Here is a 12,826-nt window from a genome sequence, read left to right as displayed (position 1 = left end):
CTCGCGAATTCCGAGAAAAGCGCACACGGCGCCTTACCCCACGGCACCTTCGAGGGTGACGTTCAGGAGAGCCTCGGCCTCCACGGCGAATTCCATGGGCAGTTCCTGGAAAACGTCCTTGCAGAAGCCGTTGACAATCATGCTGACCGCATCCTCCTCGGAGATCCCCCGGCTCTGGCAGTAGAACAGCTGGTCCTCACCGATCTTCGAGGTGGTCGCCTCGTGTTCGACGGTGGCCGTGCTGTTGCCGATCTCCTGGTAGGGGAAGGTGTGAGCGCCGCACTGATCGCCGATCAGCAGCGAGTCGCACTGGGTGAAATTGCGCGCGCCCTTGGCCCGCGGGCCCACCTTCACCAGGCCGCGATAGGACTGGTTGCTGCGCCCGGCAGAGATACCCTTGGAGATGATGCTGGAGCGAGTACCCTCCCCGATGTGGATCATCTTGGTGCCGGTATCGGCCTGCTGGCGGCCGTTGGTCACCGCCACGGAGTAGAACTCGCCGATGCTGTCCTTGCCGCGCAGCACGCAAGAGGGGTACTTCCAGGTGATCGCCGAGCCAGTCTCGACCTGGGTCCAGCTGATGCGCGAGCGGTCACCGCGGCAGTCGCCGCGCTTGGTGACGAAGTTGTAGATGCCGCCCTTGCCATCCTCGTCGCCGGGATACCAGTTCTGCACGGTGGAGTACTTGATGTAGGCATCCTCGAGCGCCACCAGCTCAACCACCGCCGCATGCAGCTGATTCTCGTCGCGCTGCGGTGCCGTGCAGCCTTCCAGATAGGAGACCTGGGCGCGGCTCTCGCAGACGATCAGGGTGCGCTCGAACTGGCCGGTATTGGCGGCGTTGATGCGGAAGTAGGTGGAAAGCTCCATGGGGCAGGTCACGCCTTCAGGCACGAAGACGAAAGAGCCGTCGGTGAACACCGCCGAGTTCAGCGCCGCGAAGTAGTTGTCGCCCTGAGGGACCACGCTGCCCAGGTACTGCCTGACCAGTTCCGGGTAGTCGCGGATCGCCTCGGAAATGGAGCAGAAGATCACGCCTGCTTCGTGCAGCTTCTCCTTGAAGGTGGTGGTCACCGAGACGGAATCAAAGACGGCGTCCACTGCCACGCCGGCCAGGGCCGCGCGCTCGTGCAGGGGAATGCCCAGCTTTTCGTAAGTCTCGAGCAGCTTGGGGTCCACTTCGTCGAGGCTCTGGGGACGATCCTCGTCACGCTTGGGGGCGCTGTAGTAGGAGATCGCCTGGTAATCGATGGGCGGGTAGTCCAGGTGCGCCCAGGAGGGCGACGTCATCTTCAGCCACTGGTGGTAGGCCTTGAGGCGCCACTCAAGCATCCACTGCGGCTCGCCCTTCTTGTTCGAGATGAAGGCAATGGTGCTCTCGTCCAGGCCGGGCGGTACCGTGTCGCTCTCGATGTCGGTCACGAAGCCTTCCTTGTACTCGCGACGGACAAGCTGTTCCATTTCCTGACTTGCCATGATGTATCCCCTCCCGGGCGGTTGGGTCGGCGAGCGAGGCTCGCCTCGGGTAGTGAAATGCTCGGGTGCGTCAGGCCTCGGCGGCCAGACTCACGCTCTGTATGGGCAACTGCACCGGCAGCTTGATCGGGCTGGTGTCGGCGAGGTGGGCCAGGGTCACGCTGTCGAGCAGGGTACTGATGGCCAGTGAAACCCGCTGCCAGTTGTCCGCGACCCCGCAGGTGGCGGCCAGGTCACACTCGCCACCCGCCTGGCTGCACTCGGTCATCGCCACCGGCCCTTCGATGGCCGAGATGATGTCGCTGGCGGTGATCCGTGAGGCGGGACGTGCCAGGGAATACCCCCCCTGGGCGCCGCGGCGCGACTCCAGCAGGCCGGCTCTCACCAGCATCTTCAGCGTCTTGCTGACCGTGGGATGGGGCAGCTGGACCGCCTCGGCAAGCTCCGCGGCAGCATGAGGCTGCTCCGGGTGACGGGCAATCTGCGCCATCACCACGGCGGCATAGTCGGTCAGCCGCGAAAGCTTGAGCAAGGCTTGCCTCCCTGGGGACGAATCTCCCCCTACGTTCGATTGGGGACCATTTTAGTCCTGTATCAATTTGATGTGAAGCCCTAGCGTTCAATCGCGAGGATCGCGTCACGTTCACGGACGTTACCGACAATAACGATAATCGATCTCATTTGTAGGCATGGCGAACACACACTACTCCCCCAGGAGCATCACCACTCCCAATTCCTCTCATTGCGCATCCTCATGCGGCGAAAAACAAATAGATAGAACGCTCTGCTATGGTAGATGGCCTCATGTGAGGCATTTCGTCGCCCCCTCGCTCCTTCTTGCGATACCGTTACGCCGGCACCGCAGGGTTGCCGTCAGGCCGCTATGCTTGCAAAGGGACGAGGCTGGCAAGGAGAAACGACGTGGAACTGATTCTTTACGCACTGGACAACATCGACCTGTTGGCCACGCGCACCCTGGAGCACATCTCCCTGGTCGGTGTTGCCGTAGGCATCGCCACCCTCACCGGAGTACCCATCGGCATCGCCATCACCAAGAATGAGCGCCTGGCACAAGGCGTGCTCTACACCGCCTCGATCATCGTCACCATCCCGTCGATCGCCCTGTTCGGCATCATGATCCCGGTGCTGTCGTTGATCGGTCAGGGCATCGGCTATCTGCCTGCAGTGATCGCCGTGCTGCTCTATTCCCAGCTGCCGATCATCCGCAACACCTATACCGCCATCAACAACGTGGACCCGGCGCTGCGCGAAGCAGCAAGGGGAATCGGCATGAGCCCCAACCAGCGCCTGCGCTATGTGGAGATCCCGTTGGCGGTGCCGGTGATCATGGCTGGGGTGCGCACGGCCGTGGTGCTCAATATCGGGGTGATGGCGATCGCCGCCTATATCGGCGCAGGGGGACTGGGCACCTTTATCAGCCGCGGTATCTCCCAGTCCGATCCGCGCCAGCTGATCGTCGGCGCCGTGGCGGTCAGCCTGCTGGCGATTATCGTCGACTACACCCTGCTCTTTGTTCAGAAACGCCTGACCCCCAGGGGTATGGAACTCGACACCTCCACCGCCTGATGGCGAGCCCCCTGACGACCAAGACGACAAGGACACCCGAATGATCGAACTCGATAACCTGACCAAGGTCTTCGACACGCCCAAGGGCGCGGTGGTCGCCGCCGATCACATCAGCATGAGCGTACCCAGCGGCGAGATCTGCATCCTGCTCGGCCCCTCGGGTTGCGGCAAGACCACCACCCTGAAGATGATCAACCGCATCGTGAAGCCGACCTCGGGCAAGGTGTTCATCAACGGCGAGGACACCACCGGCATGAACACTCAGGACCTGCGCCGCAACATCGGCTATGTGATCCAGCAGATCGGTTTGTTCCCCAACATGACCATCGAACAGAACATCACGGTGGTGCCCCAGTTACTGGGCTGGGACAAGGCCCGCTACCGGGAACGTGCCCGGGAACTGATGGCGATGATCTCCATGGAACCCGATGCCTTTCTCAAGCGCTTTCCCAGCGAGCTGTCCGGCGGTCAGCAGCAGCGCATCGGGGTGGCCCGGGCGCTGGCCGCCGACCCGCCGGTGATGCTGATGGACGAGCCCTTCGGCGCCATCGACCCCATCAACCGGGCGGTGATCCAGGACGAATTCCTCAAGATGCAGCAGGAACTGAAGAAGACCATCATGTTCGTCAGTCACGACATCGACGAGGCGATCAAGATGGGCGATCAGGTGGCAATATTCCGCGAGGGCAAGCTGGTGCAGCACTCCTCGCCCGACGACCTGCTGGCCGCGCCCAAGAACGCCTTCGTCGAGTCCTTCCTTGGCGAGGACCGCACGCTCAAGCGGCTCAACCTGGTCAAGGTACACGAAGTGGTCTCCGACGAGATCGCCACGGTAAGCCCCGGCGACACCCTGGAAACGGCGCTGGGGCGAATCGACGACTACGGGTACCAGAATGCCATCCTGATGGTGAATGACCAGCGCCAGCCGGTAGGCCTGATCACCCGCGCCAAGGCGCGCACCACCAAGGGCTACTGCCGCGACCACTTCGAGAACGTCCCGGCCACGGTGACCCTGGAGGACGACCTGCGCAAGGTGGCCTCGCTGATGTTTGCCCAGGATGCCACCTGGCTGCCCTGCGTGGACGACGAAGGCCGCGTTTATGGCCAGATCACCCAGCGCGCCATGACGCATCACCTCGGTTCACGCTTCCGTGCCCACGAGGCCGCCAGCCGGAATCCCGACAGCGCCGTCAAGGAGTGAGCCGATGCCGATCCAGAGCCTGAAAGGGGCCCTGCAGGCACTCCTGCTGGTGGCGATTTTCTTCGCCGGGGTATGGAGCCAGTCGAGCGGGGTCATCGACGACTTTCTCTTCTATCTGCCCGACGTGCAGTACCTGGCCGTTCAGCACCTGTGGCTGACAGCGATCTCCGGTGGCCTGGCGATCCTGGTGGCCATCCCGCTGGGGATCGTCCTGTCGCGCCCGAGCATGACTCGCTGGGCGGAATCGCTGATGCAGGTGCTCAACGTCGGCACCACCATCCCGACGCTCGCGGTGCTGGCGCTCTCCATGAGCTTCCTGGGCATCGGTACGGTGCCGGCGGTATTCGGCCTGTTCGTCGCCACTCTGCTGCCGATCACCCGCAACACCTACACCGGGCTCAAGGGCGTCGATCCCGCCCTGATGGAGGCCGCTGCGGGTATCGGCATGTCGTCGACCCAGCGCCTGCTGCGAGTGGAGCTGCCCAACGCCCTATACGTGATCTTCGCGGGCATGCGCACCGCCCTGACCATCAACGTGGGGACCGTGCCGCTGGCCTTCCTGATCGGCGCAGGGGGGCTGGGTGAGCTGATCTTTACCGGCATCGACCTGTACGATCCAGTGATGATGCTGGCCGGCGCCATTCCCACTGCCCTGCTGGCGATCGTCGTCGATGCCCTGATCGCCACCGTCGCGTTCCTGCTGGTACCGCGCGGGGTCAACCCGTCGCGCGCCTGATCGCTGGACCCGTGTCATACCATTCCAAGCAACACGAGGAGAAGCACCCATGAAACGCCTGATGACCACCCTGTCCGGCCTGGCCATGGCCGGCGCCATGACCACTGCCGTTGCCGCCGAGATCACCGTTGGCGGCAAGAATTTCACCGAGCAGCAGATCCTCTCCAACATGACCACCCAGTACCTGGAGGGACTTGGCTATGATGTGGAGAACCGTGCCGGCATGGGTTCTGCCGTGCTCCGCCAGGCCCAGGAGAATGGCCAGATCGACCTCTACTGGGAGTACACTGGCACCTCGTTGATCAACTACAACGACGTCACCGAGCGGCTGTCGCCCGAAGACACCTACGCGCGGGTCAAGGAACTGGACGCCGAGAAGGGCCTGGTATGGCTTGAGCCTTCTGACGCCAACAACACCTATGCCCTGGCCATGCGCGAGGAAGACGCCGAGCAGCGCGGCATCGCCACTCTTTCCGACCTGGCCGAGGCGGTCAATGACGGCGAGGGCCTGACCTTTGCCCTGAACGCAGAGTTCTATGCTCGCGAGGACGGCTGGCGGCCGCTCCAGGAAGCCTACGACTTCAGTGTCGGGCGCAGCGATGTCAAGCGCATGGATTCCGGCCTGGTCTACCCGGCCCTGCGCGACGGCGATGTCGAGGTGGGTCTGGTCTTCGCTACCGACGGTCGTATCCCGGCCTTCGATTTCCGTGTCCTCGAGGATGACCAGGGCTACTTCCCGGCCTACGCCCTGACACCCGTGGTGCGCCAGGAGACCCTAGAAGAGAACCCGGAGCTCGCCGAACAGATGAACGCCCTGTCGGCGCTGCTCGACGACGACACCATGGCCGAACTCAACGCGCAGGTCGACGTCGAGCGCGAGAACATCGAAGACGTGGCCCAGTCCTTCCTCGAGGAAAACGAGCTGCTGTGACGCTTCAGGCCATGCCTGGCATAATGCAGGCTATCGCAGTAGGCAAGGAGGGCCGCCCACGGGCGGCCTTCCCTCTTTCCAGGGGGATGAGATGCATTATCAGGACAGACTCCGGGTCGGCGCCGCCCAGGTCAACGCCACCCTCGGTGAGGTGGATGCCAACCTGGCGCAGCATCTCGACACTATCCAGGACGCCTGCGACCAGGGCCTCGAGCTGCTGGTCTTCCCCGAGCTCTCGCTGACCGGTTACGGCCTGGGCAGCCGGGTGATGCAGGTGGCGATGCCGCTGGAGGATCCGCGCCTTCGCGAGCTGGCCCTGGCCTGCCGCGAGATGCAGACGGTGGTGGGCTTCGTCGAGGAAGCGAGTCCCGGCGAGTACTACAACGCGCTGGCCATCCTCCAGGACGGCGAGATCGCCGCGGTACATCGCAAGCTGAACCTGCCCACCTACGGCGGCCTCGAGGAGGGCAAGTGGTTCACCCACGGCAGCGAGCTCACCCATACGCCGATTCGCCCCGGCTGGTCGGCCACACAGCTGATCTGCGCCGACCTGTGGAACCCGGCACTGGTCCATGCGGCACTGCTGCCCCGCCCTACCGTGCTCTGCGCACCGATCAACTCGGCCTCGGGCATCGTCAGCGACGACTTCTCCAACGAGCAGAACTGGGCCCTGAACGTGCGCTTCTACGCCATGACCTACGGCACGCCGGTGATCATGGCCAACCGCTTCGGCCCCGAGGGCCAAAGCCACTTCTGGGGCGGCTCGCGCATCCTCGGCCCCCGGGGCGAACTGCTCGCCGAGGCCGAGGCAGGCGAAATGCTGATCACCGCCGAGCTGTCACGCACCGCCATCGCCCGGGCCCGCTTCGAGCTGCCCACCCACCGCGACGCCGATACGCCGCTGGTGCGCGAACTGATGGCCGGTTATCGTTGAGCGGCCGCGGGGAGGGGATGATGCGCGAGGGTCTAGTTACGGTCTTCGGCGGCACCGGCTTTCTCGGTGATGCCATCGTTCGCGAACTGGTCGAGGCAGGCCGCGAGGTACGTATTGCCGCTCGCCACCCTGCCCTGCCCGCCTGGCTGGAGGACGGGGATCCGGTGGAACTCGCCACCGCCGATATCCGCGACGAGGAAAGCCTCGCCGCGGCCCTGGAGGACGCCAGCGCCGTGGTCAATGCCGTCAGCCTCTATGTGGAAACTCGCGATACCAGCTTCGAGGCCATCCATGTCACCGGAGCCTGGCGACTGGCCAGCCAAGCCCGGGCAGCCGGCATCGAGCGGCTGGTGCAGGTCTCGGGCATCGGCACCCGTCATGACTCGGCCTCGGCCTATGTGCGAGCCCGCGCCCGGGGCGAGGAGGCGGTACTGGACGCCATCCCCAAGGCGATCATCGTGCGGCCAAGCGTGTTGTTCGGCCCGGGTGATGCGTTCCTCTCCGGCCTGGAGGGCCTCACCCGGCTACCGTTGATCCCGCTGTTCGGTCGCGGAACGACCCGACTGCAGCCGGTACACGTGGTGGATGTCGCCCGGGCCATCGCTGTCCTTGCGGGCCGCTCGGCCCCGGGAAGACGCTTGTTCGAGCTCGGCGGACCCGACGTGCTGAGCTACCGCGAGATCCTCGAGACACTGCTCGGCCACCTGCACCGCGAGCGGCCGCTGGTGCCGATTCCCTTTCTCGCCTGGCGGCTGGTAGCGGCCCTGGCCGTCTGGCTGCCCGGCCAGCCGCTGACGCGCGACCAGGTGATCCTGATGCAGACAGACAACATCGCCGATGAGAATGTTGGGGGCTTTCGATACCTCGACATCATCCCCCGTTCGCTGCGCGAGAGCCTGCCAGCCTGCCTGCCACCTCACGACACCTGATCCCTCCTGCTCGTCAAAGCCGGGGACTAGCGTCTATGCTGAGGAGCATGAAACTGTTCTCTCTCAGCGCCAGCCACCCCTTTGGCGACAAGGTGGCACAATCGCTTGGCATCTCACTTGCCGAACACGAGGAACGCGACTTCGAGGATGGCGAGCACAAGGCACGACCGCTGGAAAGCGTGCGTGGTGAGGATGTCTACGTGCTGCAGAGCCTCAATGGCGACCCCGAACAGGGGGTCAACGAACGGCTCTGCCGGCTGCTGTTCTTCCTGGGTGCCGTCCGCGACGCAGGCGCTCGACGTGTCACCGCCGTAATTCCCTATATGGCCTACGCGCGCAAGGACCGCCGGACCAAGTCGCGCGACCCGCTCACCTCCCGCTATCTGGCCATGCTGCTCGAGGCCATGGGCATTGATGGCGTGATGACGCTAGATGTACACAACCCTGCCGCCTTCCAGAACGCCTTCCGCTGCCCCACCCATACCCTCGATACGCGTCGCCTGTTCGCCGAGCACATGCGCGAACGCTGCGGCGATGGACCAGTGGTGGTGGCCTCCCCCGACCCGGGTGGCGTCAAGCGGGCGCAGGGCTTCAAAGAGATGCTGGAGCCCTTGCTGGATCGCGAGGTTGGCGCGGCCTACATGGAGAAGCGTCGCAGTGAGGGCAAGGTCAGCGGCACCCTGCTGACCGGCGAGGTCGAAGGCGCCACCGTACTGGTCGTGGATGATCTGGTCAGCTCGGGTGGCACCCTGCTGCGTGCCGCCCAGGCCTGTCTGGACCGGGGCGCAAGGACGGTCGTCGGGCTGGCGGCACACGGCCTTTTCGTCGGCGATGCCGACCGGGTGGTCAGCGACCCGCAGCTGGCGACGCTGATCGTGACCGATACCGTCCCGCCAACCCGGCTGGATGCCGACGTCGCCAGCCAACACCTCGAAGTGGTCAGCGCGGCTCCGCTGTTTGCCGAGGCGATCCGCCGCGTCCACGAAAATGGCTCGCTTACCGAGCTGCTCGAGGGCCCGTCGTAAGGCCAGGCTCCTTATTGCCCCGATGGCCAGGGTGCCCCACAGGGCCCTGGCTAATCCAGTTCACGGCAGGCCTGCAGCCCCAGCGCCAGATATTCCCTGGCCTGCGGCTCCCACTTGTCCGGGGAGCGTGGATCCGGCTCGAGCAGGTGGCCGAGCGAGAGGCGTGCCCTGAGACAGGCCCGGTACGCTGTGTAGAAGGCCAGCAACCGCCTGGATGGCCTGTCCCGGAGTCTCCGGGTGCACTCGCTGACCAGCCACTGGCCAATCCAGGCGGCACCCAGCCGTTCGCATTCGAGCCCCAGGAAACTCAGTTCGTCGAAGGGGTCCACCAGCCGTAGGGGCCGGCTGAATTCGAGGCAATCGATGACCACGGGGGGCTCGGAGAGACAGACATGCTCCGGACGCAGGTCCCCATGCCCCTCGACGACCCGACCCTGGCGAGGGCGATTTCCGAGCAGGTCAGGCTCCTCCGCGAGCAGGCGATCGAGACGGTCGAGCATGAACGCCACGCCGTCATTCGCCACGGAGAATCGGCGATCCACGATGACTTCCCGGTTGCTGTCGACCTCGAGTTTGAAGCGATCCAGATAGGTTTCTGCCGACATCTCGACCGGTTCGAGCCCCTGATAGAAGTCGGCAAGACGCTCGGCGACCCGGGTAATCCGTGTCTCGGTGACGCTGCCCCGCGTCAGGACCACATCCAGCATGAGATGCTCGGGCAGTCGCTTCATCACGACCAGCCAGTCGACCACCTCTCCCTCACCGTTGATCTCCAGCATGCCATCGGACGTCAGCCTCAATGAGGCTACGCCCAGGTAGATCTCCGGCGCCAGGCGACGGTTGAGGCGAACCTCTTCATGGCAAAGCAACTCGCGGTCCCGCAGGAAGTGGCAGTCGCGGTGATTGTACTCAACGGGCTTCTTGAGCTTGTAGACCCGACCCGCCGTCAGGAAGACCCATGCCATATGGGTCTCCTTGACATCGACCTCCCCCTGGAAACCGGCGTAAGCCCGGGGGTGCGACAGGAACGCGACCTTGTCCCCCAGGGAGACATCATCTGTGGCAGCGTTGTGGGATGAATCATTGGCCATGCGCGTCCTCTCCCGACATGGCACGAAGGTATCACACCTTATTGACCAACCCCGACCAAGGGCAGCGAGCCTACACCGACCGGCTCTACCGCTTCAGTCCGACCATCGCGGCAGCGGGCCCCGTGGCGGTAGCCTCGGGAGAAACATCACTGACAGGATGGGAGAAGGTACGGCATGGGGCTATCAACCGACAGCGTTCCATCCTGCCATATCCTGTCGGAGGACCCGCTGCTACCCTTCCGGGTCCTGCCACACCGCCACAGGAGGCAATTGATGACCCGGCCGCGCATTACCCTTGATGTCTTCAGTGATTACGTCTGCCCGTTCTGCTATCTGGAAGCGCCGGAAATCGACGCTCTGGCCGAGCGCTTCGGCGACATCGTGGCGATCCGCTGGCGAGCTTTCGAACTGCGCCCCGAGCCCGAGCCGACCCTCGACCCCGATGGCGACTACCTGCACGACATCTGGGAACGGGCCGTCTACCCCATGGCCGCGGAGCGCGGCATGATGCTTCGGCTGCCCCGCCTCCAGCCGCGTTCGCGGCTGGCCCACGAGGCAAGTGCCTGGGCCCGGACACAGGAAGCCGTACGGCCAGGGGCCACCAACGCCATGCGCACGGCGCTGTTCCGTGGCTTCTTCGAGGAAAGCCTCGACCTGGCAGATACTGAGTCACTGGTCCGCGTGGCGCAAAGGCTCGACATGGATGGCCAGGCCCTGCGCCAGGCACTGGTGGAGGGCAAATTCCGCCAGCAGGTACGAGACGATCAACAGATCGCCAGGGAGGTCGGCATCGGCGGCGTGCCGGGCCTGCGCTTCTCGCTGGATGGCGAGCATGCCGGCGTGCTCGAAGGCGCCCAGCCTCGCCGGCAGCTATTCCTGGCCACGGAGCGCCTGCTGGACGCCATACGCTGAGGTAATGGCAGTTGTCCACCCCCGATAGCAAAGCGCTGATATGCTGTATCCAGAGGCATGACCCTCTTCATCCTGAAGTCGCCCACCAAATGGAACCTACACAGTGGCCGAACAGAACAGCGTGATCGCCTTCTATGACGAGCGGATGCTGGCCCATGAACCTGATATCGAAGTCCCCTTCCTGCCAGGACGCATGGACAAGCGAGTCCGCTCACTACTGTCAGGGCTGGGAGTGCCCTGGAAGTATCCCGAACATCCCGCCAGGCTTACCGCCATCCGCCACCTGCTGGAACTCGAACCCGTTCCGGGGGTAATCTTCGAGGCCGGTAGGCCGGCAACTCGCGAGCAGCTGGGGCGCGTTCATACCAACGCCTACCTGGACAGCATCTACCAGCTGCGCGGAGAGAGTGCCTGGCTGGACGAGGATACAACAGCCGTATCACCCGGCAGCGTCGATGCCGCCGAGGTGGCCGCAGGCACCGCAATCGCCGCCGTCGAGGCGGTGGTAGAAGGGCGGGCCGAGAGCAGCTTCGCGCTGGTAAGGCCCCCCGGTCACCACGCCGAACCGGTTCGTGCGCGGGGTTTCTGCCTGTTCAACAACGTGGCGGTGGCTGCGGCCCATGCCCAGGCGGCACTGGACTGCGAGCGAGTAATGATCATTGATTGGGATGCCCATCACGGCAACGGTACCCAGGACATCTTCTGGGCCGACCCGGATGTGCTGTTCTTTGATATCCACCGTGCCTCTCCCTTCTATCCTGGCTCGGGGACTCTCGAGGAAGTGGGGGTGGGCCTCGGGGAAGGCGCTATCGTCAATGTTCCCCTCCCCGCCGATTCCGGCGATACCGCCTATCTCAAGGCTTTCCGTGAGATCCTGGTGCCAGCGGCCGAGTGGTTCCGACCCGACCTCATCCTGGTCTCGGCAGGATTCGACCCCCACGCCCATGACCTGGCGCTGAATGTCTCCTATGACGGTTTTTCCACCATGACCAGCATCCTGCAGAACTTGGCACGCCAACATTGCGAGGGAAGGCTGGTCTTCGTGCTGGAGGGGGGCTACAACCTGATATCGCTTTCGCACGGCGTCAGGTCGGTGCTCCGGGTGCTGGCCGGGGAAGAACCACCGGAACCCGGCCTGCGGGGCCTTGCCGAGGTGGAGGCTGCAGCGGCCTTCCATCGCGGTGCCTTCGTCAGTGACCCCTAAGCGTCGTTCGCCCCGCCCGACGCCGGCGAGCAGAGTCAATGAATCAGGGCTCGACTCACTCGCCGATATCCTCATGCCACAGTTCGGGCGAGGCGGCGATGAAGCCTTCCATCAGCGGGATACACTCGGGGTCCTGCAACACCTCGACCTCGACACCGCGCTCTCGCAGCAGCGCCTCCTCGCCCTGAAACTTGCCCTCGGGGCGGGCGTCACCAGCCGCCCAGTCTCGCGGCACGCCGCTGCTGGGAAGCCCGAAGGCCAGCAGCCGCAGGCGCCTGCCGGGGAGCACGAAGCGTGCCGGGCCCCTTGCCTGATGCCGGTCAAGGCCGGCACCTGCCGTGATATAGCCCGCCTTGCCGAGTACCTCAAGGGTCTCCGTAGCCCGCGCCGCCCCCAGTCCAGCACATGGTTATTGGCCAGTACGCAGGCATCCACTCCCGCCGCGGCCAGCACGGGCAGGTTGGCGGGATGCATGCGGTACTGGATTCCCTTGGGCTCGGCATAGTCGCTGGTGGTGACCGCCGTTTCCAGATTGATCAGGCGCAGATCGGGAGCCTGGCGCTCGAGCCACGCCAGGGCGTCGCCCCAGGCGTAGGCGAAGTCGACGGGATGCGGAATCGGGCCGTTCACTCGCTCGGCCAGCCGGACATAGCCGCTGGCCGAGGCCATGCAGGACTCGAATATTCGGGGTTCTCCGGGATGCGACAGGATCTGGTCGATGCCGCGTCCGGTCATCACATCCCCGGTCAGCCAGAGGGTCACGCCGACCATCGCCGTCCCTCGTTCCGACTACCCGCCCC

13 protein-coding genes and 1 pseudogene are annotated in these 12,826 nt (G+C 64.6%); 9 read left to right on the top strand and 5 right to left on the bottom strand.

The window, feature by feature from the left end; genetic code table 11:
- Positions 1 to 33: 33 nt before the first annotated feature.
- Together sufB and HALO32_RS08315 are read right to left on the bottom strand one after the other, a co-directional pair.
- The gene (sufB, locus tag HALO32_RS08320) at positions 34 to 1,476 is read right to left on the bottom strand and encodes a Fe-S cluster assembly protein SufB (protein ID WP_151443326.1); all 1,443 of its coding nucleotides are present in this window, start codon (positions 1,474 to 1,476) and stop codon (positions 34 to 36) included.
- A gap of 70 nt (positions 1,477 to 1,546) precedes the next feature.
- Positions 1,547 to 2,008 (bottom strand): SUF system Fe-S cluster assembly regulator, encoded by a 462-nt coding sequence (locus HALO32_RS08315; protein WP_151443325.1) that lies wholly within the window; start codon positions 2,006 to 2,008, stop codon positions 1,547 to 1,549.
- A gap of 389 nt (positions 2,009 to 2,397) precedes the next feature.
- On the opposite strand from HALO32_RS08315, the gene HALO32_RS08310 reads away from it, so the two are divergent.
- The 7 genes from HALO32_RS08310 (at position 2,398) to HALO32_RS08280 (ending at position 8,819) form a co-directional block, all read left to right on the top strand.
- Positions 2,398 to 3,063, top strand: coding sequence for an ABC transporter permease (locus HALO32_RS08310; protein WP_151443324.1), 666 nt, complete (start codon positions 2,398 to 2,400; stop codon positions 3,061 to 3,063).
- A 40-nt stretch (positions 3,064 to 3,103) separates the two neighbouring features.
- The gene (locus HALO32_RS08305; protein WP_151443323.1) at positions 3,104 to 4,264 is read left to right on the top strand and encodes an ABC transporter ATP-binding protein; all 1,161 of its coding nucleotides are present in this window, start codon (positions 3,104 to 3,106) and stop codon (positions 4,262 to 4,264) included.
- A 4-nt stretch (positions 4,265 to 4,268) separates the two neighbouring features.
- Positions 4,269 to 5,000 (top strand): ABC transporter permease, encoded by a 732-nt coding sequence (locus tag HALO32_RS08300; protein ID WP_151443322.1) that lies wholly within the window; start codon positions 4,269 to 4,271, stop codon positions 4,998 to 5,000.
- A 49-nt stretch (positions 5,001 to 5,049) separates the two neighbouring features.
- Complete coding sequence (locus HALO32_RS08295; RefSeq protein WP_151443321.1) at positions 5,050 to 5,931, top strand: glycine betaine ABC transporter substrate-binding protein; 882 nt, start codon at positions 5,050 to 5,052, stop codon at positions 5,929 to 5,931.
- Between the two features lie 91 nt (positions 5,932 to 6,022).
- Positions 6,023 to 6,865 (top strand): nitrilase-related carbon-nitrogen hydrolase, encoded by an 843-nt coding sequence (locus tag HALO32_RS08290; RefSeq protein ID WP_151443320.1) that lies wholly within the window; start codon positions 6,023 to 6,025, stop codon positions 6,863 to 6,865.
- A 20-nt stretch (positions 6,866 to 6,885) separates the two neighbouring features.
- Complete coding sequence (locus tag HALO32_RS08285; protein ID WP_151443319.1) at positions 6,886 to 7,794, top strand: complex I NDUFA9 subunit family protein; 909 nt, start codon at positions 6,886 to 6,888, stop codon at positions 7,792 to 7,794.
- 47 nt (positions 7,795 to 7,841) lie between these two features.
- The gene (locus tag HALO32_RS08280) at positions 7,842 to 8,819 is read left to right on the top strand and encodes a ribose-phosphate diphosphokinase (protein ID WP_192576470.1); all 978 of its coding nucleotides are present in this window, start codon (positions 7,842 to 7,844) and stop codon (positions 8,817 to 8,819) included.
- A gap of 50 nt (positions 8,820 to 8,869) precedes the next feature.
- Here the strand turns inward: HALO32_RS08280 and HALO32_RS08275 are convergent, their stop codons facing one another.
- Positions 8,870 to 9,910, bottom strand: a complete 1,041-nt coding sequence (locus HALO32_RS08275) for a hypothetical protein (RefSeq protein ID WP_151443318.1) — start codon at positions 9,908 to 9,910, stop codon at positions 8,870 to 8,872.
- A gap of 273 nt (positions 9,911 to 10,183) precedes the next feature.
- On the opposite strand from HALO32_RS08275, the gene HALO32_RS08270 reads away from it, so the two are divergent.
- Both HALO32_RS08270 and HALO32_RS08265 read left to right on the top strand, forming a co-directional pair.
- Positions 10,184 to 10,822, top strand: a complete 639-nt coding sequence (locus HALO32_RS08270) for a DsbA family oxidoreductase (RefSeq protein WP_192576469.1) — start codon at positions 10,184 to 10,186, stop codon at positions 10,820 to 10,822.
- A gap of 103 nt (positions 10,823 to 10,925) precedes the next feature.
- The gene (locus HALO32_RS08265) at positions 10,926 to 12,026 is read left to right on the top strand and encodes a histone deacetylase family protein (protein ID WP_325063453.1); all 1,101 of its coding nucleotides are present in this window, start codon (positions 10,926 to 10,928) and stop codon (positions 12,024 to 12,026) included.
- 55 nt (positions 12,027 to 12,081) lie between these two features.
- Here the strand turns inward: HALO32_RS08265 and HALO32_RS18115 are convergent, their stop codons facing one another.
- Both HALO32_RS18115 and HALO32_RS18290 read right to left on the bottom strand, forming a co-directional pair.
- Positions 12,082 to 12,315 (bottom strand): hypothetical protein, encoded by a 234-nt coding sequence (locus tag HALO32_RS18115; protein WP_225809867.1) that lies wholly within the window; start codon positions 12,313 to 12,315, stop codon positions 12,082 to 12,084.
- Between the two features lie 65 nt (positions 12,316 to 12,380).
- A pseudogene (locus HALO32_RS18290) lies at positions 12,381 to 12,797 on the bottom strand (CapA family protein); the annotation flags it as partial.
- Between the last annotated feature and the right edge of the window lie 29 nt (positions 12,798 to 12,826).

This window comes from Halomonas lysinitropha, from assembly GCF_902500215.1.
GTDB classification, from domain to species: Bacteria; Pseudomonadota; Gammaproteobacteria; order Pseudomonadales; family Halomonadaceae; genus Halomonas; species Halomonas lysinitropha.
This window is presented reverse-complemented; position numbering and strand designations above follow the sequence as displayed.

Coding starts and splice junctions, on each gene's coding strand:
- sufB (WP_151443326.1), bottom strand. CDS start 1,476: ATGGCAAGTCAGGAAATGGAACAGCTTGTCCGTCGCGAGTACAAGGAA.
- HALO32_RS08305 (WP_151443323.1), top strand. CDS start 3,104: ATGATCGAACTCGATAACCTGACCAAGGTCTTCGACACGCCCAAGGGC.
- HALO32_RS08300 (WP_151443322.1), top strand. CDS start 4,269: ATGCCGATCCAGAGCCTGAAAGGGGCCCTGCAGGCACTCCTGCTGGTG.
- HALO32_RS08295 (WP_151443321.1), top strand. CDS start 5,050: ATGAAACGCCTGATGACCACCCTGTCCGGCCTGGCCATGGCCGGCGCC.
- HALO32_RS08290 (WP_151443320.1), top strand. CDS start 6,023: ATGCATTATCAGGACAGACTCCGGGTCGGCGCCGCCCAGGTCAACGCC.
- HALO32_RS08285 (WP_151443319.1), top strand. CDS start 6,886: ATGCGCGAGGGTCTAGTTACGGTCTTCGGCGGCACCGGCTTTCTCGGT.
- HALO32_RS08280 (WP_192576470.1), top strand. CDS start 7,842: ATGAAACTGTTCTCTCTCAGCGCCAGCCACCCCTTTGGCGACAAGGTG.
- HALO32_RS08275 (WP_151443318.1), bottom strand. CDS start 9,910: ATGGCCAATGATTCATCCCACAACGCTGCCACAGATGATGTCTCCCTG.
- HALO32_RS08270 (WP_192576469.1), top strand. CDS start 10,184: ATGACCCGGCCGCGCATTACCCTTGATGTCTTCAGTGATTACGTCTGC.